At 64.9% G+C, this 25,615-nt stretch carries 26 protein-coding genes and 1 riboswitch; of the genes, 13 read left to right on the top strand and 13 right to left on the bottom strand.

From position 1 onward, the window contains the following. Positions 1 to 14 precede the first annotated feature (14 nt). The 3 genes from ACS7SF_RS09805 to ACS7SF_RS09795 all read left to right on the top strand — a co-directional run bounded on the left by ACS7SF_RS09805 (position 15) and on the right by ACS7SF_RS09795 (position 3,180). Positions 15 to 1,367, top strand: coding sequence for an aspartate aminotransferase family protein (locus tag ACS7SF_RS09805; RefSeq protein WP_439889611.1), 1,353 nt, complete (start codon positions 15 to 17; stop codon positions 1,365 to 1,367). Further along, positions 1,364 to 2,200 carry a 3-keto-5-aminohexanoate cleavage protein gene (locus ACS7SF_RS09800; RefSeq protein ID WP_439892734.1) on the top strand — a complete coding sequence of 279 codons (837 nt, stop codon included), beginning with the start codon at positions 1,364 to 1,366 and terminating at the stop codon, positions 2,198 to 2,200. Before ACS7SF_RS09805 ends, ACS7SF_RS09800 begins: the two co-directional genes overlap by 4 nt. Positions 2,201 to 2,283: 83 nt before the next feature. Next, entirely contained in the window at positions 2,284 to 3,180 is an 897-nt protein-coding gene (locus tag ACS7SF_RS09795) for a glutamate/aspartate ABC transporter substrate-binding protein (RefSeq protein WP_439889610.1), read from the top strand. Between the two features lie 15 nt (positions 3,181 to 3,195). Here the strand turns inward: ACS7SF_RS09795 and ACS7SF_RS09790 are convergent, their stop codons facing one another. The 4 genes from ACS7SF_RS09790 to ACS7SF_RS09775 all read right to left on the bottom strand — a co-directional run bounded on the left by ACS7SF_RS09790 (position 3,196) and on the right by ACS7SF_RS09775 (position 8,537). Continuing rightward, positions 3,196 to 4,428 (bottom strand): multifunctional CCA addition/repair protein, encoded by a 1,233-nt coding sequence (locus tag ACS7SF_RS09790; RefSeq protein ID WP_439892733.1) that lies wholly within the window; start codon positions 4,426 to 4,428, stop codon positions 3,196 to 3,198. Between the two features lie 50 nt (positions 4,429 to 4,478). Next, positions 4,479 to 5,168, bottom strand: a complete 690-nt coding sequence (locus tag ACS7SF_RS09785; protein ID WP_439889609.1) for a glutathione S-transferase family protein — start codon at positions 5,166 to 5,168, stop codon at positions 4,479 to 4,481. Positions 5,169 to 5,392: 224 nt separating this feature from the next. Continuing rightward, positions 5,393 to 6,400, bottom strand: coding sequence for a complex I NDUFA9 subunit family protein (locus ACS7SF_RS09780; RefSeq protein WP_426396103.1), 1,008 nt, complete (start codon positions 6,398 to 6,400; stop codon positions 5,393 to 5,395). Positions 6,401 to 6,572: 172 nt separating this feature from the next. Beyond that, complete coding sequence (locus ACS7SF_RS09775) at positions 6,573 to 8,537, bottom strand: transglycosylase SLT domain-containing protein (protein WP_439889608.1); 1,965 nt, start codon at positions 8,535 to 8,537, stop codon at positions 6,573 to 6,575. Positions 8,538 to 8,582: 45 nt separating this feature from the next. Between ACS7SF_RS09775 and ACS7SF_RS09770 the strand changes: the two genes are divergently transcribed. Together ACS7SF_RS09770 and ACS7SF_RS09765 are read left to right on the top strand one after the other, a co-directional pair. Further along, the gene (locus ACS7SF_RS09770) at positions 8,583 to 9,188 is read left to right on the top strand and encodes a 5-formyltetrahydrofolate cyclo-ligase (RefSeq protein WP_439889607.1); all 606 of its coding nucleotides are present in this window, start codon (positions 8,583 to 8,585) and stop codon (positions 9,186 to 9,188) included. An 18-nt stretch (positions 9,189 to 9,206) separates the two neighbouring features. Next, positions 9,207 to 9,821 carry a pyridoxamine 5'-phosphate oxidase family protein gene (locus ACS7SF_RS09765; RefSeq protein WP_439889606.1) on the top strand — a complete coding sequence of 205 codons (615 nt, stop codon included), beginning with the start codon at positions 9,207 to 9,209 and terminating at the stop codon, positions 9,819 to 9,821. A 4-nt stretch (positions 9,822 to 9,825) separates the two neighbouring features. Here ACS7SF_RS09765 and ACS7SF_RS09760 read toward each other — a convergent pair whose 3' ends face one another. The 6 genes from ACS7SF_RS09760 to ACS7SF_RS09735 all read right to left on the bottom strand — a co-directional run bounded on the left by ACS7SF_RS09760 (position 9,826) and on the right by ACS7SF_RS09735 (position 14,969). Then, a complete protein-coding gene (locus ACS7SF_RS09760) occupies positions 9,826 to 10,260 on the bottom strand; it encodes a TfoX/Sxy family protein (protein ID WP_439889605.1) in 435 nt (144 codons plus the stop codon). A 12-nt stretch (positions 10,261 to 10,272) separates the two neighbouring features. Then, positions 10,273 to 11,103 (bottom strand): methylenetetrahydrofolate reductase [NAD(P)H], encoded by an 831-nt coding sequence (gene metF / locus ACS7SF_RS09755; RefSeq protein WP_439889604.1) that lies wholly within the window; start codon positions 11,101 to 11,103, stop codon positions 10,273 to 10,275. A gap of 10 nt (positions 11,104 to 11,113) precedes the next feature. Beyond that, positions 11,114 to 11,458, bottom strand: coding sequence for a phage holin family protein (locus tag ACS7SF_RS09750; protein WP_439889603.1), 345 nt, complete (start codon positions 11,456 to 11,458; stop codon positions 11,114 to 11,116). Between the two features lie 64 nt (positions 11,459 to 11,522). Then, positions 11,523 to 12,947, bottom strand: a complete 1,425-nt coding sequence (gene ahcY / locus ACS7SF_RS09745) for an adenosylhomocysteinase (RefSeq protein ID WP_439889602.1) — start codon at positions 12,945 to 12,947, stop codon at positions 11,523 to 11,525. 123 nt (positions 12,948 to 13,070) lie between these two features. Continuing rightward, positions 13,071 to 13,144, bottom strand: a riboswitch (S-adenosyl-L-homocysteine riboswitch). Positions 13,145 to 13,320: 176 nt separating this feature from the next. Further along, entirely contained in the window at positions 13,321 to 14,112 is a 792-nt protein-coding gene (locus ACS7SF_RS09740; protein ID WP_439889601.1) for a hypothetical protein, read from the bottom strand. Between the two features lie 107 nt (positions 14,113 to 14,219). Then, positions 14,220 to 14,969, bottom strand: coding sequence for an AAA family ATPase (locus ACS7SF_RS09735; RefSeq protein ID WP_439892732.1), 750 nt, complete (start codon positions 14,967 to 14,969; stop codon positions 14,220 to 14,222). A 147-nt stretch (positions 14,970 to 15,116) separates the two neighbouring features. Between ACS7SF_RS09735 and ACS7SF_RS09730 the strand changes: the two genes are divergently transcribed. The 8 genes from ACS7SF_RS09730 to ACS7SF_RS09695 all read left to right on the top strand — a co-directional run bounded on the left by ACS7SF_RS09730 (position 15,117) and on the right by ACS7SF_RS09695 (position 22,949). After that, positions 15,117 to 15,374 carry a metal/formaldehyde-sensitive transcriptional repressor gene (locus tag ACS7SF_RS09730; protein WP_439889600.1) on the top strand — a complete coding sequence of 86 codons (258 nt, stop codon included), beginning with the start codon at positions 15,117 to 15,119 and terminating at the stop codon, positions 15,372 to 15,374. A 48-nt stretch (positions 15,375 to 15,422) separates the two neighbouring features. Continuing rightward, entirely contained in the window at positions 15,423 to 16,532 is a 1,110-nt protein-coding gene (locus ACS7SF_RS09725) for an S-(hydroxymethyl)glutathione dehydrogenase/class III alcohol dehydrogenase (RefSeq protein WP_439889599.1), read from the top strand. A 76-nt stretch (positions 16,533 to 16,608) separates the two neighbouring features. Beyond that, positions 16,609 to 17,445: an S-formylglutathione hydrolase gene (fghA, locus tag ACS7SF_RS09720; RefSeq protein WP_439889598.1), complete on the top strand. Its 837-nt coding sequence runs from the start codon at positions 16,609 to 16,611 to the stop codon at positions 17,443 to 17,445. A gap of 156 nt (positions 17,446 to 17,601) precedes the next feature. Beyond that, a complete protein-coding gene (locus ACS7SF_RS09715) occupies positions 17,602 to 19,059 on the top strand; it encodes an alkaline phosphatase (RefSeq protein WP_439889597.1) in 1,458 nt (485 codons plus the stop codon). Positions 19,060 to 19,075: 16 nt separating this feature from the next. Then, positions 19,076 to 20,470 (top strand): alkaline phosphatase, encoded by a 1,395-nt coding sequence (locus ACS7SF_RS09710; protein ID WP_439889596.1) that lies wholly within the window; start codon positions 19,076 to 19,078, stop codon positions 20,468 to 20,470. 75 nt (positions 20,471 to 20,545) lie between these two features. Next, on the top strand, positions 20,546 to 21,250 hold the full coding sequence (locus ACS7SF_RS09705) for a hypothetical protein (RefSeq protein WP_439889595.1): 705 nt from the start codon (positions 20,546 to 20,548) through the stop codon (positions 21,248 to 21,250). A 405-nt stretch (positions 21,251 to 21,655) separates the two neighbouring features. Further along, positions 21,656 to 22,567 (top strand): bifunctional hydroxymethylpyrimidine kinase/phosphomethylpyrimidine kinase, encoded by a 912-nt coding sequence (gene thiD / locus ACS7SF_RS09700; RefSeq protein WP_439889594.1) that lies wholly within the window; start codon positions 21,656 to 21,658, stop codon positions 22,565 to 22,567. Positions 22,568 to 22,592: 25 nt separating this feature from the next. Beyond that, entirely contained in the window at positions 22,593 to 22,949 is a 357-nt protein-coding gene (locus ACS7SF_RS09695; protein WP_439889593.1) for a DUF4369 domain-containing protein, read from the top strand. A gap of 65 nt (positions 22,950 to 23,014) precedes the next feature. On the opposite strand, the gene ACS7SF_RS09690 is transcribed toward ACS7SF_RS09695, so the two are convergent. From ACS7SF_RS09690 to ACS7SF_RS09680, 3 genes are all read right to left on the bottom strand, one after another. Then, a complete protein-coding gene (locus ACS7SF_RS09690; protein WP_439889592.1) occupies positions 23,015 to 23,494 on the bottom strand; it encodes a VOC family protein in 480 nt (159 codons plus the stop codon). Between the two features lie 137 nt (positions 23,495 to 23,631). Then, entirely contained in the window at positions 23,632 to 24,786 is a 1,155-nt protein-coding gene (locus ACS7SF_RS09685) for a thiamine phosphate synthase (protein WP_439889591.1), read from the bottom strand. Further along, the gene (locus ACS7SF_RS09680; protein WP_439889590.1) at positions 24,783 to 25,610 is read right to left on the bottom strand and encodes a thiazole synthase; all 828 of its coding nucleotides are present in this window, start codon (positions 25,608 to 25,610) and stop codon (positions 24,783 to 24,785) included. Before ACS7SF_RS09680 ends, ACS7SF_RS09685 begins: the two co-directional genes overlap by 4 nt. Positions 25,611 to 25,615: the final 5 nt, after the last annotated feature.

Genomic DNA, 25,615 nt, shown 5'->3' with positions numbered 1-25,615 from the left:
CCGCCGGATTGACCATGACACCGTCCACTACCGCTGTCTTCCATCGTGACCCGCGCAAGACGCTGCCGACCGCCGTCGGTGGCGAGGGCATGACCCTCATTGATTCCGATGGCAAGCGCTATCTAGACGCCTGCGGCGGCGCTGCCGTCTCGTGCCTCGGCCACGGTCATCCGCGCGTGGTCGACGCCATCTGCAAGCAGGTGCGCGCGCTGGCGTATGCGCACACGTCGTTCTTCACGACCGCCGCAGCGGAGGAGTTGGCCGCGCGCCTGACCGCTGCCGCGCCGGGCGATCTGGACCACGTGTACTTCGTCTCCGGCGGTTCGGAGGCGATTGAGGCCGCGCTGAAGCTGGCACGCCAGTACTTCGTCGAGATCAGCCAGCCGCAGCGCCAGTACTTCATCGCGCGGCGCCAGAGCTATCACGGCAACACGCTGGGCGCGCTGGCGATTGGCGGTAACGCATGGCGCCGCGAGCCGTTCCTGCCGCTGCTGGTACCGGCGTACCATGTATCGCCGTGCTATGCGTATCGCGAGCGCCTGGATGGCGAGAGCGATGCGCAATACGTGCAGCGCCTGGCCGACGAGTTGGACGCGAAGATCGTTGAACTCGGGGCGGACAACGTCGCCGCCTTCGTCGCCGAGACGGTGGTGGGCGCCACGGCCGGCGCGGTGCCGCCGGTGGGCGATTACTTCCGCAAGATCCGCGCGGTGTGCGACCGCCACGGCGTGCTGCTGCTGCTCGACGAGGTGATGTCCGGCATGGGGCGCACCGGCTATCTGTTTGCCTGCGAGGAAGACGGCGTGGTGCCCGACATGATCGCCATCGCCAAGGGCCTGGGCGGCGGCTATCAGCCGATCGGCGCGACGCTGGTCAGCCGCCGCATCTACGACGCCATCACGGGCGGCAGCGGTTTCTTCCAGCATGGCCACACCTACATCGGCCATGCCACGGCGTGCGCGGCGGCGCTGGAAGTGCAGAAGGTGATTACCGAAGAGAACCTGCTCGCCAATGTGCAGGCACGCGGCGAGCAACTGCGCGCGGCGCTGCGTGCGCGCTTTGCCGACCACGCGCACGTGGGTGACGTGCGCGGCCGCGGGCTGTTCGTGGGCGTGGAGTTGGTGGCCGATCGCGCCACCAAGGCGCCGCTGCCGCCCGCGCGCAAGACGCACGCTCGCGTGAAGGCTGAAGCCATGCAGCGCGGCCTGATGGTGTACCCGATGGGCGGCACGATCGACGGTCAGCGCGGCGACCACATCCTCCTTGCACCGCCGTTCATTGCCACCGCGCAGGACATCGACGCCATCGTCGAACGCCTGGGCGATGCCGTGGACGCGGCTACCGCCAACGCACTGGAGGCCGCATAGTGACGCAGGCCATCGCCATTGCGGTTGCGCCCAACGGGGCGCGCAAGACGCACGTCGACCACCCCGCGCTGCCGATCACGCCCGATGAGCTGGCCGCCTGCGCACGCCAATGCGTGGAGGCAGGTGCCGCGATGCTGCATCTGCATGTACGGCGCCCCGACGGCACGCACAGCCTGGAGCCCGACGACTACCGCCCGGCCATCGCCGCTGTGCAGCAGGCGGTGGGCGATGCGCTGGTGATTCAGATCACCACCGAAGCCGTCGGCATCTACACGCCCGCGCAGCAGATGGCCTCGGTGCGCGCGCTGCAGCCAGAGGCAATCTCCGCCGCGCTGCGCGAGCTGGTGCCCGATGTTGCGCACGAAGCCGAAGCCGCGCGTTTCTTCGGCGAACTCGCTGCGGCGCGCACGGCCATCCAATACATCCTCTATTCCGCCGACGACGTGGTGCGCTACCGCGACCTGCGTGCGCGCGGCATATTGCCCGACGCCCCGCACTGGGTGTTGTTCGTGCTCGGCCGCTATTCGGCGGGCCAGCGCTCCGACCCGACCGACCTGCTGCCGTTCCTACAAGCCTGGGCAGACGGTGGCGACATCACCGCCAACGTGCCGTGGGCGATGTGCGCATTCGGCCCGCGCGAAGCGGAATGCGCACTCACGGCAGCCCTGCTGGGCGGCCACGCGCGCCTGGGGTTCGAGAACAACATGGCGCTGCCTGACGGCAGCATCGCGCCCGACAACGCCGCACTGGTCACCAACCTACGCCGGCATATGGACGCGCTGCATCGGCCGCTGGCCAGCGCCGCCGAGCTGCGCACCTGGTTCCACCGCTAGGACGCTCCACATTCATCACCACGAAGCCAAAGCATAGACGGCCGCAACACAACAGGCCGCGCACCACAACTCTTGGAGGAAGTATGCGTTTCACCCTGCGTTGCATCCCGCTGGCCCTGGCCGGCTTGTTCGCGACCCTCGTGCACGCCGAGGCGCTCGACGGCACACTGAAAAAGATTCAGGACAGCAACACCATCCTGATCGGCGTGCGCGAATCGTCGATTCCATTTTCGTATCGCGACAGCAAGAACCAGATCATCGGCTTCTCGGCTGACCTGTGTTCGCGCGTGATCGACGCGGTGAAGAAGAAGACCGGCAAGCCCGATCTGCAGGTCCAGCAAATTCCGGTGACATCGCAGAACCGGACGTCGCTGGTGCAGAACGGCTCCGTGGATCTGGAATGCGGCGTGACCACGCATCTGAAATCGCGGGAGCAGCAGACGGCGTTTTCGACCACCTTCTTCATTGCCGGCACGCGCCTGCTGACTGGTGTGAAATCGGGCGTGAAGGACTTCCCCGATCTGGCAGGCAAGTCGGTCATTACCAATGCGGGCACCACGTCGGAGCGCATCCTGCGCAAGATGAACGACGAGAAGAAGATGAACATGATCGTCGTCAGCGGCAAGGATTACGGCGAATCGTTCCTCACGCTGCAAAGCGGCCGCGTGGCGGCGTTCATGATGGATGACGTGCTGCTGGCCGGTGCGCGCACGCTGGCACAGAAGCCCGACGACTGGGTGGTGACCGGCACGCCGCAATCGTTCGAGGCGTACGGCTTCATGCTGCGCAAGGACGATCCGCAGTTCAAGAAGCTGGTGGACGACACGATGGTCGGCGTGATGAAGAGCGGCGAGATCAAGACGCTCTACGCCAAGTGGTTCGAGAAACCCGTGCCGCCCAAGAACCTGAACTTCAACTTCCCGATGAACGATCAGTTGAAGGCGCTGTACGCCAACCCGAACGACACGCCGTTCGAGTAAGCGCCCTAGGCCGGCTTAGATGCCGGCCTGCACGACGGCCTCGATGCGGGCCTGATGTACGGCCTGTTTGATGTGCGCGGGGTTGTCGGCATAGCGCTTGGCGACGGCACCCGCGTCAATGGATGACGCGGCCTGCAATGCATGCAGCAGGCGTTCCGTTTGCGGATACGCACGGTCTTCAAACCCGAGGCGTCCGCGTGCATCGGCCTCGCAGGCCTGCAGCGCCTGGCGGAAACGATCGGGCTTGCGCAATGCGTCGCAGCGTTCCAACAAACGGACGAGCGCTGCGGCATCAAAGCCATCGCTGCGGTGGATGTTGCCGTGCTCGCGCGCAACCACGAGTGCCAGTTCGCGGCAGTCGGTCGGCACACGCAGGCGCTGGCAGACGTCTTCGATCATCGGCACGCTGCGTTCTTCGTGGCCGATGTGGCGCGGCAGGACATCCTCCGGCGTGGTGCCTTTGCCCAGGTCATGCACCAACGCGGAAAAGCGCACCGGCAGCGATGTCCCCATCGCCGCGGCCGTCTCGATGACCATCATGGTGTGCACGCCGGTATCGACTTCGGGGTGGTAATCCGCGCGCTGCGGCACACCCCACAGGCGGTCGAGCTCGGGCAGCAGACGCACCAGTGCACCGCACTCGCGCAGCACGGCAAACATGCGCTGCGGATGCGCTTCCATGAGCCCGCGTGCGATCTCCTGCCACACGCGCTCGGGCACCAGCGCATCCACCTCACCGGCCTGCACCATGCGCTGCATCAGTGCGTTGGTTTCCGGTGCGACATGGAAATCGGCAAAGCGCGCCGCAAAACGCGCCAGGCGCAAGATGCGCACCGGATCTTCCACGAATGCATCCGACACATGCCGGAACGTGCGCGACGCCAGATCCGCCTGGCCGCCGTACGGATCGATGACGGGGCCCACCAGCGCGCCGTCTTCCGCCACGCGCTGCGCCATCGCATTGATGGTCAGGTCACGGCGGATGAGGTCGTCTTCGAGCGTGACGTCGGGCGAGTAATAGACCGAGAAGCCTTTGTAGCCGGCAGCCGTCTTGCGCTCGGTGCGGGCGAGCGCGTACTCGGCCTGTGTGACCGGGTGCAGGAAGACGGGGAAGTCCTTGCCCACCGCACGAAAGCCACGGGCCTCCATGGCTTCCGGCGTAGCGCCGACAACAACGTAGTCCCGATCCTGCACGGGCAGCCCGAGCAGCGCGTCACGAATGGCGCCGCCCACGGCATACACATCCAGCCCGTGCGTGGCCGGATCAACGATGGTTTCCGCCTGTGTTGCGCGTTCCGTCATTGATTGGCGGCGACCAACGTGTCTTCGTCCGGCGCAGTGCGGTAGGGCTCGTCGTCGGCGAGGAAGTCATGCTCGGCGCGCGCACCATCAACCCACTCCTGCATCGCGGGCAGGTTGAGGATGTGGTCTGCATAAGCCTTCGCAGCTTCAGGCAGGCGTACGCCGTACGTGGCGAAGCGGCTGACCACCGGCGCATAGAACGCGTCCGCCACCGTGAAGTGGCCGAACAGGAACGGGCCTTCTGCCGCGTACTTCTGGCGCAGTTCGGTCCACATGGTGGCAATGCGGTCGATGTCACGCTGCACGGCCACGTTCCAGCCCATGCCGGGCAGCACGGCAGTCACGTTCATCGGCATGTTGTTGCGCAGGTTGGTGAAGCCGGAGTGCATCTCCGCGCAGATCGAGCGGGCGTGCGCGCGGGCTTTCGGGTCCGCCGGCCACAGTTGCGCACGCGGAAAGCGCTCGGCCAGCGTCTCGCAGATGGCGAGCGAATCCCACACGTTCATGTCGCCGTCAACCAGTACCGGCACGCGGCCGGCCGGCGAATGGCGCGCAACGTCGGCGGCAAAGGTCTCGCTCAGCAGACGCACGCGAATCTCTTCGAACGGAATGCCGGCCTGCTTGGCCAGCAGCCAGGGCCGCAACGACCACGACGAATAGTTCTTGTTGCCGATGACCAGTTTCATGATTCCCGTCCTTGGAGAGTGCACAGCATTGTTGTGTGGGAGCTCGCCTGCTTCGCGCGGGCATGCCGAAGCGCTCTAAGTCTTGTTGTATCGGAAGGCAGCAGACGGCAAGCGGCAGCGCGGGGCGAACGAATCATTCTAGCCTTGCGCTGCACCGCGACAAAATGAAACCCATTCGCCACCGTTGCTAAGGCGGCTCACAAGCACACGCAAGGTGCGTTCCGCTACCGATGCATGCGCATGCGCGCGGCGCGCATGCCGCGGTCGGGGCCGAAGCCAGCCAGCGCGGGCAGCATCACCGCTTCCATGCCGAGCGGGTGGATGCCGAGTTCGGGCGCCACCGGCTCCATGCTGACGTTGTCTACACGCATGGAATCGAGGTTGTCGCGCGAAATAGGCGCGCCCGGCAGATGCTCGAACAATGCCGCCTGCATGCGGCCCAGTCCTTCAGGCAGCGGCACGATCCAGCGCGGGTGGCCGCTGGCGCGGCCGGCAAACCGCATCAACTCGGCCAGCGTGTACACCCGTGGCCCCACCAGCGGATACGCGTGCCGGATGGTGGCCGGGTTGTCGAGCGCATTGATGAACGCGGCCGCCACATCATCAACATAGACGGGCTGGAAGCGGGCATCGGCACACGCCAGCGGCACGAAGAACGGCGCCATGCGTTGGATACGCGCGAACAGGTTCAGGAAATGATCTTGCGGGCCGAACACCACGGACGGGCGAAACACCGTCCAGTCCAACTCGCTGTTCATGACCACGCGTTCGCCATCGCCTTTGCTGCGCTGGTACATCGACGGGCCTGCGGGGTCCGCACCGAGTGCGCTCATGTGCAGCAGCCGGTTCACGCCATGGCGGCGGCACGCGGCCACAATGCGGCGCGGCAGGTCGACATGGACGCGCTGGAAGTTCGGGCCATACGGCATCTCGCGCGCATCGTGCAGCGTACCGACGAGGTTGATGACCGCGCAGTGCTGGCCGCCGCGCTCGGTGAGCGCCATGAACAACGCGTCGAGCGCATCGTCGGCGTAGATGTCGGCGTCCATCACGTCGACACGTGGCAGCAGCGTGAGATTGTGCGCGCGGGCGGATTCAGCGTCGCGCGTGGGCACGATCACCCGACCCTCGGGTAAGCCGGGCGCGGCAAAGGTTTCCGTCACCAGCCGCGACAGCAACTGCGTGCCGATGAAACCGGTACCGCCAAAGACGAGCAGATTGGAGGATTGCATGGTGCATCTCCAGACGGGGTAGGGGGCTCCACCACAATAGAACCCGAATGCGTTTGCCCCCAAGGCCAGGCCCGATTGGCGTGCGCCCGGCACCACCACTGTGACGCACGCGACGCCCCCAACAATGCAAACGCCCGCGTTGCAGCGGGCGTTTGCATGATCGTGAGATCGCTTACGGCAGGTCGTCCGGCGTCACCGCTTCGGGGGCGACCTTGCCCAGGCGGTCCTTCAGCGACTGCGGGCGGCCAGTCAGCAGCGCGCTGTAGTACGTCGCATTCGACAGCACGTTCTTCACATACGTGCGTGTCTCGTTAAAGGGAATCGTCTCGGCGAAGATCGCGCCTTCCACCGGGCGCGTCAGCGTGGAACGCCAGCGCTTCGGGCGGCCCGGGCCTGCGTTGTAGCCGGCCGTGGCCAGCGTCATCGAGCTTTCCAGGTTGGTCAGGATCATCGACAGGTACGCCGTGCCCAGCAGCACGTTGGTGTCGATGTCGCTCATCTGCGAAACGCGGAAGCCCGGCAGGCCGATCTTCTTGGCGATGTGCTTGGCGGTTTCGGGCATCACCTGCATCAGGCCCGAGGCCCCCACCGATGAACGCGCATCCATGATGAAGCGCGATTCCTGGCGAATCAGCCCATATGTCCAGGCCACGTCCAACCCCACGGCATCGGCATTGCGCTGCACCACGTTCAGGTACGGCGTCGGGAAGCGCAGCGAGAAATCGTGCTCCGTCTTGGTCTTGTCGGCCGAGTTGACGGTGCGATCGAGCAGACCGAGCTTGCGGCCGTATTCCGCGGCTGCCAGCAGCTCGCGGTCGCTCATATTGCGCAGCTCCCAGTTCCACTCGCGGTTGCCCTCGAAACGCAGGTTCAGGTCGTACAACCGCTTGGCACGCGCAAAGCCCGGATGGTTGCGGCCCATCACGTCGATCTCGGCGTCGGCCACCGTCGTCTTGGGCGGCACGGTGATGCGCTGGCCGAGCTCTTCCTGTGCGAGCTGGCCGTAGAAGTTGAACTGCCCGGCGATCGATTGGAACTGCTGCTTGGCCTCGTCGTTGCGGTTATCGGCCTTCAGCGCGCGGCCATACCAGTACGCCCATGCCGGATCGCGATCACGCAGGGTGGAGCGCATTTTTTCGATGGACTGGCGCACCATCTTCCAATCCCCGGCGCGCAACGCAGTGCGCACGCGCCATTCCTGCGACTCGTCGGATAACAACGCATCGCCACCGAGGCTGATTTGACGGCGGTACGCGTCCAGCGCATCGGGCGTCTGCTTCTTGGCCGCGTACTGGCCGATCACGCCCCAGCCCGCACCTTGCTCTTCGCGCGACAAGCCGCCGCCTTGCGACTGCAGATACGCCGTCGCCTGCGACGGGTCATTGCGCGCCATGCGCGTCACGTTGGCCAGCGTGTCGTTGTCCACACGGTCGCCTTCGGGCAACACCGCGGCAATGCGCGATGCCTGCGTGACGAGGTTCTGCTCCAGCGACAGCCGCGCCGCGAACGCCACGTCGGCACGCGTGAACTGCTTCGACTGCGCCAGGTAGCCGATCAGGTCGACGCAGCCTTCGCCATAGCCCTTCGGATCGCTCAACGTGTTGCGCGCGTCGGCGGCCACGCCGGTTGCCGCACTTCCGCCCTTCATCGCACGAGAGAGCAGGGCATAGCACTCGACCTGGGTATCGTCCTTCAGCACGAAGTTGGGGTACTCGGCATCGAAGGTTGCCCAGTCGCGCTTCTTGCCGAGCACGAGCAGCCAGTCGTTGCGCAAACGGTCTGCAATCGCCTCGCCCTTGTAGCGCTGCAGGAACGAGCGGATCTCATCTTCCGGTGCATCGGTGCGCGCATAACCGCTGGCGTCAAACAGCTGCGGCTTGATGCGGAAATACTGCACGTACGATTGGATCGGGTAATCCGACAGGCTATCGGCCAGCTCCCAGCTACGCGAGACATCGTTGCGGCGCGCGGCGTTGCGCAGCTCGACAAACGCATCGTCCGGATTGGCCGGAATGCCTTGCGGCGCCTGCCGCTTGGCGGCCACTGCCATGGGTGTCGAGCCGGCTACGCCCATGCCGATCACCCCTGCAAAAGCCAGCGCAACCGCGCGATATACTGCCTTGGCCTTCAATGTCATCTCCTGCCCCATCCAATCATCACTGTTCAGTCCCTGAATTATCCCATGTCAGCCTTAGGCAACCCGCACGATCCGGCCAATCCAACCACGCCGATCGAGTCACGCCGCACGCTGCGCGCCATGCTGCTCGACGCGCGCGCCACGTTGCCTGAGCGTGTTGCACATGACGCCGCACTCGCGCGCCACTTGGCTGATCTGCTGCAGACACTGTCGGCACAACGCTTGGCGGCCTACTGGCCAACGCAGGGCGAGTTCGATGCGTTGACCGTACTCGGCCATTGGCTGGCCGCCGATGCCAATCGCCATGCGCTGCTGCCCGTGGTGACAGACAAGTTTTCGCCCTTGCAGTTTCGGCGATGGACGCCCGAATGTGAAATGACGCCGGGCGCCTACAACATCCCCATCCCCCGCACGGGTGAGATGGAAACGCCCGATGCGCTGCTGATCCCGTGCGTGGGGTTCGATGCGCAGCGCTATCGCATCGGCTACGGCGGCGGGTTCTATGACCGCACGCTCGCTGCGCTGCATGCTGCGGGGCACCGTCCGCGCACCATCGGCATCGCCTACGAAGTGAACCGGCTGGAATCCATCGCCCCGCAATCGCACGACATCGCGCTTGACTGCATCGTCACCGAGCGCGGCGTCCTCTAACCCGCCTCAGGAACGCTCATGCCCCACACGCTGAAGACCGTTGCCGACCTCGAAGCCGTCTACGGCGCGCCCAACCCACGCTCACTGCTCAAAGAGATCGACCACCTGAACGCCGACTACCGCGCGTTCGTGGAAGCGTCGCCGTTCATCGTGCTCTCATCGGTGGGGACGGCGGGTACGGATGCTTCGCCCAAAGGGGACGCGCCGGGTTTCGTGCGCATTGTCGATGAACGCACGCTGATGATTCCCGATCGGCCCGGCAACAACCGCATCGACAATCTGCGCAACATCGTCGAAGACGGGCGCGTGTCGGTGCTGTTTATGGTGCCGGGGGTGGGGGAGACGCTGCGCGTGAACGGCACGGCCACCATCTCGGCCGATCCGGAATTGCTCGCCACCTTCGCGGTCAAGGACAAGCTGCCGCGCAGCGTGATCGTCGTGCAGGTACAGACGGTGTACTTCCATTGCTCGAAGGCGCTGGTGCGCTCGAAACTTTGGGAACGTGGCGCGCAGGACATCACACCCGCGCTACCCACCGCAGGCAAGATCCTGCAGCGCATCAGCGGCGGTGCGTTTGATGGGGATGCGTATGACCGCGAACTGCCCGAGCGCCTGAAGACAACGCTGTATTGAGCGTTCAGCGTTGGGTGGTGGTTTTCTTGGCGGCGGTCTTTTTGGTCGCCGTTGTCTTTTTGGCGACGCGCTTCGGTTTGGCGGCCTTGGCATTCGCTTCACGCAGTGCGGCTTCGATGGCCAGGCGTACCCAGTCGCGCAACGGCTGTCCACCGTCGAGTGCATCCGCCGGCGCACTCAGGTAACCGCTCATGCTGATGGTCCGGCCATCCCGGTCATAGCTGAACGGCACTGATTTTTCTGCGAGGAAGCGCGCGCGCGTGAGGTCGTCTACGCGCAGGTAGCACGTGCTGCGAATCACCAGCGCGAAGACGATGTCGTCGTAATACAGCGCCGCGCCGCCGAACATCCGGCGCGCGCGGATGGCCCCGATCTGCGCAGCCAGCGGCTGGAGTTCATCCAGCAGCCACGCAATGAGCGGATCGGGTGCGGCGGCCACGTCGTTGCCCGGTTACAAGCCCAGGCGCTGCCAAATGGCGCGCGTGGCGCCGGCCGCGTTGAGCGTGTAGAAGTGCAGCCCCGGCGCGCCGCCTTGCAGCAGGCGATCGCACAACGCCGTCACCACGTCTAGGCCGAAGGCGCGGATCGATTCGCGATCATCGCCAAAGCTCTCCAGACGCTTGGCGACCCAACGCGGGATCTCTGCGCCGCACATCTCGGAAAAGCGCATCAGCTGCGACGAATTCGTGATCGGCATGATGCCCGGCACGATGGGCACCTCCACGCCGAGCTTGCGCACGTCGCTCACGTACTGGAAGTACGCATCCGCATTGAAGAAGTACTGCGTGATGGCGGAATCCGCACCGGCCTTCACCTTGCGGGCGAAGTTCTCCAGATCGTGCTTGGGCGAGCGCGACTGCGGGTGGTATTCCGGGTACGCGGCCACCTCGATGTGGAACGTGTCGCCGGTTTCCTGGCGGATGAACTCGACCAGTTCGTTGGCGAAGCGGAATTCGCCGATCTCGCCCATGCCCGAGGGCATGTCGCCGCGCAGCGCGACGATGCGGCGGATGCCGTTCTCGCGATACGTGTTGAGGATGCCGCGAATGCTCTCGCGCGACGAGCCCACGCACGACAGGTGCGGCGCGGCCTCGATGCCTTCGCGCTGGATTTCCACCACGGCATCGAGCGTGCCCTGTTGCGTGGTGCCGCCCGCGCCAAACGTCACGGAAATAAAGCGCGGCTTGAGCGGGGAGAGCTGTGCGCGTGTGTTGCGCAGCTTCTCGGCACCTTCCGCCGTCTTGGGCGGGAAGAATTCGAAACTGAATTGACGGTCTTGCATGACAGAAACCTTAAGCCTCGCGCAGCAGCAGGCTCGAGAGCAGCCACGAGATCACGCTGTACAGGATGGAGCCTAGCAACGCCGCACCAAAGCTGGCCACCTGGAAGCCCGACAGCAGATTGCCGACAAACAGGAACAGCAGCGCGTTGATGATGAAGATGAACAGCCCAAGCGTGAGCAGCGTCACCGGCAGGGTGAGGATCACCAAGATCGGGCGCACGAGCGTATTGACGAGACCCAGCACCAGCGCGGCGATCAGCGCGGAGCCAAAGCCGTTCACGTGAATGCCTTGGAGCAGGTAGGCAACAAGGAGCAACGCCAGCGCGTTGATGACCCAGACAGCGAGCAATCTCATGGGGAGTCCTCGGTTGAAACCGCCACCGGCGCGGGATGCACCAGTGACGGATACAGCGTGCAGCTTAGTAGCGGTAGTGGTCAGCCTTGTACGGGCCTTGCTTGCTCACACCAATGTACGCAGCTTGTTGGTCGGTCAGCTCGGTCAATTGCGCATTCAGCTTCTTCAGCTGCAGGCGCGCGACCTTCTCGTCCAGGTGCTTGGGCAGCGTGTACACGCCCACCGGGTACTTGTTCGAGCCCTTCACCGCTTCAGTCCACAGTTCGATCTGCGCGATGGTCTGGTTGGCAAACGAGCTGCTCATCACGTACGACGGGTGGCCCGTAGCGCAGCCCAGGTTCACCAGGCGGCCCTTGGCCAGGATGATGATCTTCTTGCCGTCCGGGAAGATCACATGATCGACCTGCGGCTTGATCTCTTCCCACTGGTACTTCTCAACGGAGGCGATGTCGATCTCGTTGTCGAAGTGGCCGATGTTGCAGACGATGGCCTGGTCCTTCATCTTGGCCATGTGGTCGTGCGTGATGACGTGGTAGTTGCCCGTGCAGGTCACGAAGATGTCGCCGTGCTCGGCAGCGTAGTCCATGGTCACCACGCGGTAGCCTTCCATCGCAGCTTGCAGCGCGCAGATCGGGTCGATTTCCGTCACCCACACTTGTGCGGACAGCGCGCGCAGTGCCTGTGCCGAGCCCTTGCCCACGTCACCGTAGCCGGCCACGATCGCCACCTTGCCGGCGATCATCACGTCGGTCGCGCGCTTGATGCCGTCGACCAGCGATTCACGGCAGCCGTAGAGGTTGTCGAACTTGCTCTTGGTGACCGAGTCGTTCACGTTGATGGCCGGGAAGCGCAGTTCGCCGCGCTGAGCCATCTGGTACAGGCGGTGCACGCCCGTGGTGGTTTCTTCGGTCACGCCCTTGATGGCGTCGAGGTTGCGGCTGTAGAAGGTCGCGTCCTTGGCCAGCTTGTCCTTGATGGCGGCGAACAGGAAGGTCTCTTCTTCGCTGGTCGGCTTGCTGATGACGGAAGCGTCCTGCTCAGCCTTGGCACCCAGGTGCAGCAGCAGCGTGGCGTCGCCGCCGTCATCCAGGATCATGTTCGGCGTGCCGCCGTCGGCCCATTCGAAGATGCGGTGCGTGAAGTCCCAGTATTCCTTGAGCGACTCGCCCTTGAACGCAAACACCGGCGTACCCGATGCAGCGATCGCGGCAGCGGCATGGTCCTGCGTTGAGAAGATGTTGCACGAGGCCCAGCGCACGTCGGCGCCGAGTGCCTTGAGCGTCTCGATCAGCACGGCGGTCTGGATGGTCATGTGCAGCGAGCCGGCAATGCGCGCGCCCTTGAGCGGCTGGCTGGCAGCGAACTCGTCGCGGATCGCCATCAGGCCGGGCATTTCGGTCTCGGCAATGGCGATTTCCTTGCGGCCCCAGTCGGCCAGCTTGATGTCGGCGACGAGGTAGTCGTTCTTGAGGTCGGTCACAGCGTTCATTGGATCACTCCGAAAAGATGAGGGTGACCGCACGCTGGAGAGATAACTGCTGAGTCGGAGCGCCCACGCGCTTCAATGCGCCGGACCCCGGATAGATGCGTTCTCGCCATCGTGTCAGCCACGATACTGCGAGCGCCGTTTGAACTTCCGAGCCTGGCGGTCAGGCTGTGCCGACCGTTGCAACGCTCCTCGGAATGGGCTGGATTGTAGCGGATTCGTTCCCGCTGCGGCAGGTCAACGCGCGCTTGCCGTGTGATGCATGAGGCCACCGATCAACGAAAACGAGGCCGGTCAAGGCTTTCGCCCGGACCGGCCTCGCTTTCAGCGTCGCGATTTCGCCACCTCGGTCGTCAACGACGGCCCTGTGGGGCGATCAGCCTTTCCTGTACTCGGGTGGGCTGGCAAAGCGCGGATCGTCGCCCGACTTGTCGTCGCCCGGGAATGCACTCGGGCCTTCTGCTGGCGACGGTTTGCGCTTCTTGTTCGGGTCGTACAACTCAAACACGGCGGTACCGATGACGCCAACATTGCTGGCCGCCCCGTTCTTGCTGTTAGCCGCGTAGGCATCGTCCACCTCAGCAAAACGGAACGCGGCCACTTCCTTCCGGCTCTTGCGGAATCCTTCCACCTGCAGGGTTTCACCCGGCTTCAGAACATAGCCGTTGTTTCGGATGCTGCCTGCCCGGCCATTCATCACGTCCAGGCCATCCACCGTGGTGACGATTTCGTAGATGGTCTGCTTCGAGTAATTCTGATACTGCAGCACATAGCGCTCCCCCTTCTTCCCTTGAAGGTGGCCGTTCGCGCCATCCAGATAAATCGACCAGGGCTCGTTCCCGTCACGAAGCACGGTCAATCCGATTCGGCCTTTGGCGAGCATGATTTCGCGGACGGCTCGGCCGTTTCCGCTTGCTTCGGAATAAGACAGCGTGTGCTGAATCACCGGCTCGCTGCTCACACGCCGGAGATCCACCGTTTGCAGGCGCGATTCAATCCCTTCGCCCCACTGCGTGCCGAGTTGCGCAGAATCCGCGCGCTTGTCCAACGCCATGGGTTGTTGCGCGCATCCGGCGACAACCATCACGCCCAAGGCTGCCATGAGGCTGGCCCACATCCATCGCATTTTTGTGAGTTTCATTGCTTCGCGTTCAATTGCGGTGCTCAATAGCCGCCGGCGCATTGGGTGGCCCGGCCTCGGCGGCATTATCCACGGCCAAAATCGGCGGCACGTTACTGAATCAACACAAACGCCAATCACGGAACATTCGAGCCTCAGTCATCCAACAACATCGCCAGCATCCGCTGCGGATTCGCCAGAAAATCCCGTGTCACCTGAAAGTGCTCAGTCTCCTCATAGGTAATGCGCCGGATGCCGTCACCATCGCACTGGTAGATCCACGCATCGGGATAGGCCATCAAGATCGGCGAGTGCGTGGCGATGACGAACTGGCTCTCCGCCTTCACCAGATCGTGCAGACGCGTGAGCACCGCCAGTTGCCGCTGCGGCGAGAGCGCAGCCTCGGGTTCGTCGAGTAAGTACAGGCCGTTGGGCCCGAAGCGGTTCATCAGCAGCGCGAGGAACGACTCGCCATGCGACTGCGCATGCAATGACTTGCCGCCGTACGAGTCGATCACGCGGCCGCCCAGGCCGGGCTCGTCGTCCATCTGCTGAATGTTGGTGGCCACGTTGAAGAAGCTTTCGGCACGCAGGAAGAACTCGGTGCGCGGCTTGCGAAAGCCCCGGGCGATACGCAGATGGGCGTGCAGCTCGGAGTGCGACGCGTGCGTGCTGAAGCGGAAGTTGCGCGAGCCGCCTTCGGCGTTGAAGCCCAGCGCCACGGCAATCGCTTCCATAAGCGTGGATTTGCCGGAGCCGTTTTCACCGACGAGGAAGGTGACCTTGGGGTGCAGCTCCAGCGTATCGAGCGCGCGCACGGCGGGCAGGCTGAACGGATACGCGTCGAAGGCGGTGATGGTGTCGCGCCGCAGCGTAACGTGGCTGACGAACTGGCGGGTGAGCATGGGCATGCGCGATAGCAGACGATGGCGGCCATCCTACCGCGCAGCCCCGCGCGCACACCGCAACGCTTCAGAATGTGTGCCGTCCCCTTGAGAGCGGCTACCGGCGTTCATATACTGTACCCCACTATACCTAGCCGGAGAAATGTCGTGCCCAGCAGCCCCGAGGATAAAAAGCGCGTACTGATGCGCGTCCGGCGTATCACTGGCCAGTGCCAAGCCTTGGAGCGCGCCCTTGAAGAGGGGGTCAGTTGCGCTGCATTGCTACAGCAGATTGCATCCGCGCGAGGCGCCATCAATGGCCTCATGACCGAGGTGCTGGAAACACACATCCGCGAGGAATTTGGGGGCGCCAGCGACACCAAGTCCCGAGAGTTGCTGAGCTTCGTCCGCAACTACATGAAGTGATGCGCCTTGAGCGCATCTCCACCTGAAATTCAAACCAAGGACTATCCGATGAAATCCCGTGCCGCCGTTGCATTTGCCGCAGGCCAACCGCTTGAGATTGTTGAAATCGACGTCGCCCCGCCCAAGGCCGGCGAAGTGCTCATTCGCATTACCGATACCGGCGTGTGCCATACCGATGCGTTCACCCTGTCTGGTGACGACCCGGAAGGCCTGTTCCCGGTGGTGCTGGGCCACGAGGGTGCCGGTATCGTGGTCGAGGTCGGGGAGGGCGTAACCAGCGTCGTACCTGGCGATCATGTGATCCCCCTCTACACCGCCGAGTGCGGCAAGTGCGAGTTCTGCACCTCGGGCAAAACCAATCTGTGCGTGGCCGTGCGTGCCACTCAGGGCAAGGGTGTGATGCCCGACGGCACGACGCGCTTTTCGTACAACGGGCAACCGCTGTACCACTACATGGGCTGCTCGACCTTCTCGGAATACACGGTGGTGGCCGAGGTTTCGCTGGCCAAGATCAACCCGAAGGCCAATCACGAGCACGTCTGCCTGCTGGGCTGCGGCGTGACCACCGGCATCGGCGCCGTTCACAACACGGCCAAGGTGCAGGCAGGGGACTCCGTTGCCGTGTTCGGGCTGGGCGGTATTGGGCTGGCGGTCATCCAGGGCGCACGCCACGCCAAGGCTGGCCGCATCATCGCGATCGACACCAATCCGGCCAAGTTTGAATTGGCCAAGCAATTTGGCGCCACCGATTTCGTCAACCCCAAGGATCATGACAAGCCGATCCAGCAAGTCATTATCGAAATGACGGGCTGGGGGGTAGACCACTCGTTCGAGTGCATCGGCAACGTCAACGTGATGCGGGCCGCGTTGGAGTGCGCGCATCGCGGCTGGGGGCAGTCGATCATCATTGGCGTGGCCGGTGCGGGCCAAGAGATCTCGACCCGCCCCTTCCAGTTGGTGACCGGGCGCCGTTGGCTGGGCTCCGCCTTTGGCGGCGTGAAGGGGCGCACCCAACTGCCCGGCATGGTGGAAAGTGCGATGAAGGGCGAGATTGAGCTGGCACCGTTCGTCACGCACACCATGGGCCTGGAAGACATCAACAAGGCGTTTGATTTGATGCACGAAGGCAAGTCGATCCGCAGCGTGATCAAGTACTAAGCGGCACGCTCTCACACAACATCACGCAAAAAGGCGGCCCCATCGCGGGCCGTTCCCTTTCCAAACCCGAGAAGACATGGAACGTATCGAGCAGCACGCCTGCTTTGGCGGCACACAAAGCGTATGGCGGCACCACTCACCAACGCTGGGCTGTGACATGAACGTTGCCGTTTTCGTACCCAAGCACGATGACGGCGAAACACTACCGGTGATCTACTGGCTCTCGGGCCTGACCTGCACCGAGCAGAACGTCATCACCAAGGCTGGCGCACAGCGCTATGCCGCCGAGCACAAGGTGATTGTCGTGGCCCCCGACACCAGCCCTCGCGGCCAAGGCATCCCCGATGACGCGGCTTACGATCTCGGACAAGGCGCGGGCTTTTATGTCAATGCCACGCAAGCGCCGTGGGCCGCGAATTTCCGCATGTACGACTACGTCAACACGGAATTGCCAGCCCTCATCGAAGCGCACTTCCCGGCCAATGACCGCCGCTCGATCATGGGACATTCCATGGGCGGGCATGGTGCGCTCGTGATTGCCTTGCGCAATCCGGGGCGTTATGCCGCCGTTTCGGCGTTCTCGCCCATTGTTGCGCCCAGCCAGGTGCCGTGGGGCGAGAAGGCATTCAGCGCCTATCTGGGGCCGGATCGCGCAACGTGGAATGCATGGGATGCGTGCGCCCTGTTGGCCACCGCACCGGAGCGTCTGCCGATCCTGGTCGATCAGGGCGATGCGGATGACTTTCTGGAAACGCAGCTACAGCCATGGCGCCTGGTGCAAGAAGCGCAGCGCCATCAGCACCCGCTCACGCTGCGGCGTCATGCGGGCTATGACCACAGCTACTACTTCATCGCCAGCTTCATCGGCGAGCACATCGCACACCATGCGCAAGCGTTGAATCGCCGCAGCTAACCCTCCCGGATCGGTGGCGCATAGCGGGCATCACGCAGCCATGTCAATGCGCCGTCACACCACAACCTTGCGATCCGATTAGCAATCACCGCGCACGCATCACGCCCCTGCAACACGCCGCCACCACAGTGCCGGGCATCGTTCAGGGAGCCAACGATGCACAACCATAAACTTACGAAGTACGCCGCCGCCGCGGCAGCCGCGCTGGCCATGGCCGCCTGCGGCAGCGACGGCACATCTACCACCGGCAACGCCACGCCAGATGCCGGCACACCCACCACCACGCCCACCAAGAACGTCGTGTTCTTCCTGGGCGACGGCATGGGCCTGACCACCATGACCGCCGCGCGCATCTACAAGGTGGGCGAAGACGGCGAGCTGACCATGGACACGCTGCCGGAAACCGGCTTCGTGCGCACCTTCTCGAACAACGCACAGGTGACCGACTCGGCGCCGTCGATGTCGGCCTACATGACCGGCGTGAAGATGAACAACGAGGTCATCTCCATGTCACCGGACACCAGCGCCTTTGACGCGGGCGGCAAGGACTACCTGTCGGGCGCCGACAGCACCTGCCCGAGCGGCAACGGCAAGCCCGTCACCACGCTGCTCGAACTGATGAAGGCTGCAGGCTACGGCACGGGCGTGGTCACCACCACGCGCATCACGCATGCCACGCCGGCTGCAACGTATTCGCACATCTGCCACCGTGATGGCGAAAACACCATCGCCGCGCAACTCACGCCCGCAGGCAAGGGTTTCAACAGCGCACTGGGCGACGGCGTGGACGTGGTCTTCGGCGGCGGCCGCAAGCACTTCCAGCCGACTGCTGCAGGCGGCGCGCGCACAGATGGCCGCGACCTGATCGCCGAACTCAAGGCCGGCGGCTACCGCTACGCCAGCAACAAGGCCGAGTTCGACACGCTGCAAGCCACCGACAACAAGGTTGTGGGCCTCTTCACCAGCAGCCACATGTCGTACGACCTGGACCGCGACGCCACCAAGGAACCGAGCCTGGGCGAGATGACCAACAAGGCCATCGACGTGCTCGCCGCCAAGAAGAAGGGCTTCTTCCTGATGGTGGAAGGCGGCCGTATCGACCACGCGCTGCACGAAACCACCGCCCGCAAGGCGCTGCAGGACACGGTGGCGTTCGACTCCGCCATCCGCGGCGCGATCGACAAGCTCAACACGATCGACCCGGGCCTGAAGAACACGCTGATCGTCGTGACCGCTGACCACGACCACACGCTGGTGCTCAACGGCTACGCCAAGCGCACGGGCCCGACCAGCGACAGCAACCCCGGCGTGCTGGGCCTGCTCAAGAGCTACGTGAACGGCAACAACGCCACCGACGCGGCGGGCAATCCGTTCACCATCATCGGCTTCGGTACGGGTGAGAACCGCCCCGCCACGCGCGGTGCGCTGACTGACGCGGCCGTCTACGACAAGACCTATCACCAGGAAGCCGTGATCCCGGTTGCGCCGGGCGGCGAAACGCATGGTGGCACCGATGTCTTCATCGGCGCGCGCGGCCTGGGCGCCGAGCGCTTTACCGGCACGATGGACAACACCGAGGTCTTCGGCCTCATCAAGCAGGCCGTGGGTCTGTAAGAGGGAGAGGGCAATCATGAACAAGCAATCGAACCGCATCTTCCGCGCTGGCCTGCTGGCGCTTGCCGCCGGTGCCGCGTGTCAGGCACACGCCGCTGGCGAAGCCAAGAACGTGATCTTCTTCCTGGGCGACGGCATGGGCCCGACCACCGTCACCGCCACGCGCATCTACAAGGTGGGCGAGAGCGGCAAACTGACGATGGAAACGCTCAAGCGCACGGCGCGTATCAAGACGTATTCCAACGATGCGCAGACCACCGACAGCGCCCCGTCGATGTCGGCCTACATGACCGGCGTGAAGATGAACAACGAAGTCATCTCCATGTCGCAGGACACCAAGGCCAGCGACAGCACCGGCAAGGGTTATGTGACGGGCTCGGACAGCACCTGCCAGCCCGGCAACGGCACGCCGGCCGTCACGCTGCTGGAACTGGCCAAGGCTGCCGGCAAGTCGGTCGGCGCCGTCACCACCACGCGCCTGACACACGCCACGCCGGCTGCCACGTACTCGCACATCTGCCACCGCGACGGCGAAAACCAGATCGCCGCGCAAGGCGCGCCGGGCAACGCGCTGTTCAACGCCGCGCTCAAGGACGGCGTGGACGTGCTGCTGGGCGGTGGCCGCCGCCACTACCTGCCGCAAGGCACCACGGGCAGCAAGCGCACCGACACCACCGACCTGATCGGCCAGTTCACGGCGGCCAACTACACGTATGTGTCGACCGGTACGCAACTCGCGGCCGTGGACCCGACGAGCACCAACAAGCTGCTCGGCCTGTTCAACCTGGATCACATGAACTACGAGCTGGACCGCAAGAAGAACAGCGTGGACGAGCCCAGCCTGGCCGACATGACCGAGAAGGCCATCCGCGTGCTGCAGAAGAACGGCAAGGGCTACTTCCTGATGGTGGAGGGCGGGCGCATCGACCACGCGCTGCACGGCACCAACGCCAAGCGCGCACTGGAAGACGCCGGTGCGTTTGATGAAGCCATCAAGCGCGCGCTGGGCACGGCCGACTTGTCGAACACGCTGATCGTCGTCACGGCCGACCACGACCACACGATGACGATCAACGGTTACCCGCGCAAGGGCAACCCGATCCTGGGCGTGTCGAACGACATCAAGACCGGTCAGCCGCAACTGGCCGCCGACGGCCTGCCGTACACCACGCTGGTCTTCGGCAACGGCGGCACGCCGCGCAAGGCCACGCGCGACAACGTGGCCGGAGTCGATACGACGGCAGACGACTACCTGCAAGAAGTGGGCGTGCAGCTCGGCACGCCTGGTTCGGAAACGCACGGCGGCGGGGATGTGATGCTGTTCTCCTCTGGTCCGGGCAGCGCACCGCTGAAGGGCACGCTGGACAACACGAAAGTGTTCGGCGTGGTCAAGACGGCCATGGGCCTCTGATTCCGGCGTTTCCTTTCGCGCGCATGCCGAGGGGATCGGCATGCGCTTTTTTCGTTTTGGCTGCATCCAATTCGTATGACCCGATCTGCCCGCTTTCTCCTGACCTTCGCCTTCTCCGCGCTCGCTGCCACGGCACAGGCCGCAGGCCCTGCATCGTCGAGCGCATCGACGCCGCTGACTGCACTGCGCGTCGAGCACCAGCTCTCGTCGCTCGGCACCGACGGTATCCAGCGCGACGTCCGCTTTACCGAGCGCGTCTACCGCCAGGGCGACCGCGTCTGGATCGCGCGCGAGCTGCCGCCCGCCTCCGCACACGCGGAGCACGACGCCACCAACACCCACGCCGGCCACAAACACGCCGACACCGACACCGCCCCGCGCTGGATCGAACGCGATGCCAAGGGCGCGCTGACCGTACGCGTGGTCAGCGAATCGCAGCAGAAGAACTACGCCGTGGAACCCGCCGAGTACGCCAACATCGGCTTCGACGGCTCGTGGGCCACGGCCTACCACCTGCTCGATCCGGCCGCGCTCAAGGGCATGCGCGCCGACGGCACCGTGCGCAATGGCGTTCAGACCTACAGCGCCAAGCAGGGCGAGCGCACTGTCACGGTGGATTGGGATGTGGCCGGCCAATACCCGCGCCGCGTGGAATCGCGCAACGCCAGCGGCTCGCAGCGCAAGCTCACGCGGGTGACGGCGCTGCCTGCGCCGGCTGCAGCGCCGTGGGTGCGTGCCCAGCGCTTTGCCGCTGCGGACTACACCGATCTCATGGATTGACCCAGGATGGCCATGAACGTTGGGCGGAGAGCCGTTGATGCTCAACAAAGCAGCATCAACGGCAGTGCAAGATGCGCTCATGCATAAAAAAGCAGCGTTCACGGCTGCCTGAGATGCGTGAACGCCAGTCCAAGGGGCGTTAATGCCTAAAAAAGCAGCATTCACGACCGTCTGAGGAGCGTTAACGTCAGTCCGAGGTCCGTCAATGCCTAAAAAGGCGGCATTCACGGCAGTCTGTGCGGCGTGAACGCCGGTCTGAGGTGCGTTCACGTCTAAAAAATCGGCATGGACGGCCGTGCAAGCACCGTGCGCGCCGTCGTTACCGGCATCTGCGGCCAAGCATGAGCACCAGCCCCGTCATGCTGGCGCTATAGTGCGAACACTCCCCCAACGCTCGCGCTTGCCATGACGATCACCGACCCGACCCTCGCCGCGTTTGCCGCTCCCGCCTCGCACGTGCCGCGCGTGCTCACCATCGCCGGTTCGGACAGCGGCGGCGGGGCGGGCATCCAGGCCGACCTGAAGACGTTTGCCGCACTCGGCTGCTACGGCATGTCGGCCATCACGGCCATCACCGCGCAGAACACGCTGGGCGTGACGGCGGTGGAATCGCTCACGCCAGACATCGTGGCGGCGCAGATCGATGCCGTGACAAGCGACATCGGCGTGGACGCCGCCAAGACTGGCATGCTCGGCACGCCGCAGGTGGTGGAAGCTATCCTCTCCGCTCTGGACCGCCACCCGATCGCCAACCTCGTCGTCGATCCGGTCATGGTCAGCACCAGCGGCGCGCAGCTCGGCAGCGATGCCACCGTGCAGGCCATGGCGAAATGGCTGTTCCCGCGCGCACTGGTGGTCACACCCAACCTGCCGGAAGCCAGCGCACTGCTCGGCCGCATCGTCCGCACCGCCGACGACATGCTGCCCGCCGCGCGTGACCTGCTCGCACTCGGCCCGCGCGCCGTGCTGCTCAAGGGCGGGCATCTGGCCGATGTGTCCACGGCGGGGGAAGACGGTGTGCTGCAGGACGTGCTCGTCACCGCCGAGGGCGTGGAGCGCACCTACGCCCACACCTACATCGACACGCCGCACACGCACGGCACGGGTTGCACGCTGTCCGCCGCCATTGCCGCACACCTCGCACGCGGCGATATGCTTGAAGCCGCCATCGAAGCCTCGCTCGATTACCTGCTGCACGCCATCGGCGCCGGCCGCCACCTGGCGCTCGGGCGCGGCAACGGCCCGCTGAACCACGGGTTCGCGCCGCGTCCGCTGGCGGCACCGCGCGCGCTGGAAGTGGACATCGACGAAGACTGAGCCCTGACGCCAAGGAGTTGCCGCCATGCAGCGCCTGCCCATCACGCTGGTCCTCCGCTGCCTTCCCGTGGCCGCGCTATGCGGGCTGCTGAGTGCATGCAATGCGAGCTTTGTCGCGGACTTCGGCAGCAACTTTTCGATCGGCGGCACGGTGAGCGGGCTGCCGGATGGGCAGTCGATCGTGCTGCTCAACAACGGCCGTGACAGCCTGACGATCGCGGCCAACGGCAGGTTTGTGTTCGGCGGGCTGGTGCCGTTCAACGGCAGCTATCTAGTGACGATCAGTTCGCAGCCGGCGTCGGCCAACTGCACAGTGGCCAACGGCAGCGGCACCGTCAATGGCGATGTGAACAACGTACAGGTGACCTGCCAGCCGCGCTAGGCAACACACGCGGACAACAAAAAGCGCGGATCACGGTCCGCGCTTTGTCTTTTCTGCTGACCGCTTCAGGCCGATGTGCCGGCCTGCTCCTTGGTCCACTTCTCCATGCGCTTGGCCATCTCATCGGGCGCGACGTCTTCCACATGCGTGGACACGGTCCACACGTGGCCGAACGGGTCTTTGAGCGTGCCGGAACGGTCGCCGTAGAACTGGTCCACCACCGGGCGGACCTCGATGCCGCCGGCCTGGATGGCATTGGCAAATACGGCATCGACATTGGGCACATAGATCATCAGCCCGACCGACGTGTTCTGCAGCGTGGTGGGGCTGGCGCAGGCCATGTTCGGGACTTCATCCGACATCATGATGGCCGAATCGCCGATGCGGATTTCAGCGTGCGCGATGGTGCCGTTCGGGCCATCCATGCGAAGGAGTTCGGTGGCGCCGAAGGCCTGCTTGTAGAAATCGATCGCCTTTGCGGCGCCTTTGATGCTCAGGTACGGGGTGACGCTGTGGTAACCCTCGGGGATGGGCTGGACCGCCATGTCTGTCTCCTGCAGCGTGGTTTTGAAAACCGCCGCAGTCGGGGTCACCCCCAAAAGCCGCAGCGGCGCACGAACAGGATAGGTCAGGCCCATGACGCCTGCGCGGCGAAGCCCGCAGGACGTGCTGGCCGCGATGCTCAGGCGCGCACGTGCGCGGCGAACGTCGCTTGCAGTGTGTCGACGGCGGCCGGCACATCCTCCGCCTGGGTGATGGCACGCACCACGGCCACGGAGCCCACACCCGACTCCAGCACGCGCGGCATCGCGGCCAGGTCGATGCCACCAATCGCCACCAACGGGGGGGGCGGCACGCGCGTACGCATGGCAGCGGCATAGGCGAACAGCCGGCCCAGGCCCTGCGGCACGGTCGGCATGGTCTTGGTGGGCGTGGCGAACACGGCGCCGAGTGCGAGGTAGCTGGGGTTCAGCGGGGCGACGCGCAACATCTCGGCGAAACCGTGCGTGCTGATGCCCAGGCGCAAACCTGCCGAGCGGATCGCCACGAGGTTGGCGTCGTCGATGTCTTCCTGGCCCAGGTGGATGCCGTAGATGCCGCTGTTGGGCACGCTTGCATGCACGTCGAATGCCACCTGCCAGTGATCGTTGATGAACAAGCGCGTGGCGCTGCCGCGTGCAGCGGCTTCTGCGCGGCGCACCTGATCGGCCACGGCTTGCGCGTCGTCCGACTTGAAGCGCAACTGCACGGTCGGCACCTTGAGCGCAACGAGGCGTGCCACCCATTCCGCATCCGGCACCACGGCGTAGATGCCGAGTTGCGTCGGGCACGGTGCAAAGGCGAGGTCCGGTGCGGTCGGGCACGGCAGCGCGGGTTCGAGCACGCGGGGCAGGGCGTCGAAGCTGGTCGGCCAGGCCAATGCATCGGCATTGGCTTCGCTGATCCACGCGCGCGCCACGCACAGCGCATCGCGCGGCTCGAAGGCCAGCGCGAGTGCGGCACCGAAGATGGCGACGAAACGTGCGTCAAGCGCATCGCCCGTTGCGGCAGACGTGAAGCGATATGTGCCGAGGCGATCGTGCACGGTGTCGATGCGCTCAGCGCCGTGCGTCTCGCTGAGTACGACAGCAGCACCGGCAGCACGCGCACGTTCAGCTCGTGCAACGTCAGTGGTCAGTAGGACGGTCGTGGCGGTGGTCGCTTCATCGGCGCGGTCGGTCACGCTCCAGGCGTGCGGCGCGCGGCCGAAGGCTTCGACATGGCGATCGATGATCTGCGCAGCAAGCGCGGCGGCTTCCGGCCATGCAGCGGCGAAATGCAGTGCGGACATGCTCATGCGCTTTTCTCTTCCGCATGCCAGAAAGGTAGACCCACAACCGGCGTGCTCGCCTGAGCGACATCACGCTCGGGCATCGGACCCGACAGGCGCGCGAGGCGACCGGCCTGCGTGGCCATCGCAAACGCGAGCGCCATCGCCACCGGATCACCGGCTTGGGCAACAGCGGTATTCAGCAACACCGCGTCGTAACCCCACTCCATCACCTGCGTAGCGTGCGACGGCACACCCAGGCCCGCATCGACGATCAGCGGCACGTTGGGCAGGCGCTCGCGCAGCAGGCGCAGGCCGTACGGGTTGGTGGGCCCGCGGCCGGTGCCGATGGGCGCGGCCCACGGCATCAGCGCCTGGCAGCCGACGTCGAGCAGGCGGCGGCACAGCACGAGGTCTTCGGTGCAATACGGCAGCACCTTGAAGCCGTCGCGGATCAGGCGCTCGGCAGCGGCCGGCAGCGCGAGCGTGTCGGGCTGCAGCGTGTAGTCGTCGCCGATGACTTCGAGCTTGATCCAATCCGTCTCGAACACTTCACGCGACATCTGCGCGAGGGTGTAGGCCTCGTCGGCGGAATAGCAGCCGGCGGTATTCGGCAGCACCGGCACGCCGAGTTCGCGCAGCATCTTCCAGAAGCCGGCGCCGCCCTCGGGCGAGCCCGCGCTCTGGCGGCGCAGCGCCACCGTCAGCATGGCCGGGTTGGACACGCGCACCGCGTCTTCCAGCGATTGCGGCGACGGGTAGCGCGCGGTGCCCAGCAGCAGGCGCGAGGCGAAGGTCTCGTCGTACAGGCGCAGCGGGTCAGCGAGCGCGGAGAGATTCGTAGTGGTCATCAAGA

Source organism: Ralstonia sp. 25C (assembly GCF_051904805.1).
Classification (GTDB): domain Bacteria; phylum Pseudomonadota; class Gammaproteobacteria; order Burkholderiales; family Burkholderiaceae; genus Ralstonia.
Note: the sequence above shows the minus strand (reverse complement) of the source record. Positions and strands in the feature narration are given on the sequence as shown.

Bases quoted from the DNA above. Each gene is read 5' to 3' on its own strand.
- ACS7SF_RS09805 (WP_439889611.1), top strand. From the start codon at position 15: ATGACACCGTCCACTACCGCTGTCTTCCATCGTGACCCGCGCAAGACG.
- ACS7SF_RS09795 (WP_439889610.1), top strand. From the start codon at position 2,284: ATGCGTTTCACCCTGCGTTGCATCCCGCTGGCCCTGGCCGGCTTGTTC.
- ACS7SF_RS09785 (WP_439889609.1), bottom strand. From the start codon at position 5,168: ATGAAACTGGTCATCGGCAACAAGAACTATTCGTCGTGGTCGTTGCGG.
- ACS7SF_RS09780 (WP_426396103.1), bottom strand. From the start codon at position 6,400: ATGCAATCCTCCAATCTGCTCGTCTTTGGCGGTACCGGTTTCATCGGC.
- ACS7SF_RS09775 (WP_439889608.1), bottom strand. From the start codon at position 8,537: ATGACATTGAAGGCCAAGGCAGTATATCGCGCGGTTGCGCTGGCTTTT.
- ACS7SF_RS09770 (WP_439889607.1), top strand. From the start codon at position 8,583: ATGTCAGCCTTAGGCAACCCGCACGATCCGGCCAATCCAACCACGCCG.
- ACS7SF_RS09765 (WP_439889606.1), top strand. From the start codon at position 9,207: ATGCCCCACACGCTGAAGACCGTTGCCGACCTCGAAGCCGTCTACGGC.
- metF (WP_439889604.1), bottom strand. From the start codon at position 11,103: ATGCAAGACCGTCAATTCAGTTTCGAATTCTTCCCGCCCAAGACGGCG.
- ACS7SF_RS09750 (WP_439889603.1), bottom strand. From the start codon at position 11,458: ATGAGATTGCTCGCTGTCTGGGTCATCAACGCGCTGGCGTTGCTCCTT.
- ahcY (WP_439889602.1), bottom strand. From the start codon at position 12,947: ATGAACGCTGTGACCGACCTCAAGAACGACTACCTCGTCGCCGACATC.
- ACS7SF_RS09735 (WP_439892732.1), bottom strand. From the start codon at position 14,969: ATGCTCACCCGCCAGTTCGTCAGCCACGTTACGCTGCGGCGCGACACC.
- ACS7SF_RS09725 (WP_439889599.1), top strand. From the start codon at position 15,423: ATGAAATCCCGTGCCGCCGTTGCATTTGCCGCAGGCCAACCGCTTGAG.
- fghA (WP_439889598.1), top strand. From the start codon at position 16,609: ATGGAACGTATCGAGCAGCACGCCTGCTTTGGCGGCACACAAAGCGTA.
- ACS7SF_RS09715 (WP_439889597.1), top strand. From the start codon at position 17,602: ATGCACAACCATAAACTTACGAAGTACGCCGCCGCCGCGGCAGCCGCG.
- ACS7SF_RS09710 (WP_439889596.1), top strand. From the start codon at position 19,076: ATGAACAAGCAATCGAACCGCATCTTCCGCGCTGGCCTGCTGGCGCTT.
- ACS7SF_RS09705 (WP_439889595.1), top strand. From the start codon at position 20,546: ATGACCCGATCTGCCCGCTTTCTCCTGACCTTCGCCTTCTCCGCGCTC.
- thiD (WP_439889594.1), top strand. From the start codon at position 21,656: ATGACGATCACCGACCCGACCCTCGCCGCGTTTGCCGCTCCCGCCTCG.
- ACS7SF_RS09695 (WP_439889593.1), top strand. From the start codon at position 22,593: ATGCAGCGCCTGCCCATCACGCTGGTCCTCCGCTGCCTTCCCGTGGCC.
- ACS7SF_RS09690 (WP_439889592.1), bottom strand. From the start codon at position 23,494: ATGGCGGTCCAGCCCATCCCCGAGGGTTACCACAGCGTCACCCCGTAC.
- ACS7SF_RS09685 (WP_439889591.1), bottom strand. From the start codon at position 24,786: ATGAGCATGTCCGCACTGCATTTCGCCGCTGCATGGCCGGAAGCCGCC.
- ACS7SF_RS09680 (WP_439889590.1), bottom strand. From the start codon at position 25,610: ATGACCACTACGAATCTCTCCGCGCTCGCTGACCCGCTGCGCCTGTAC.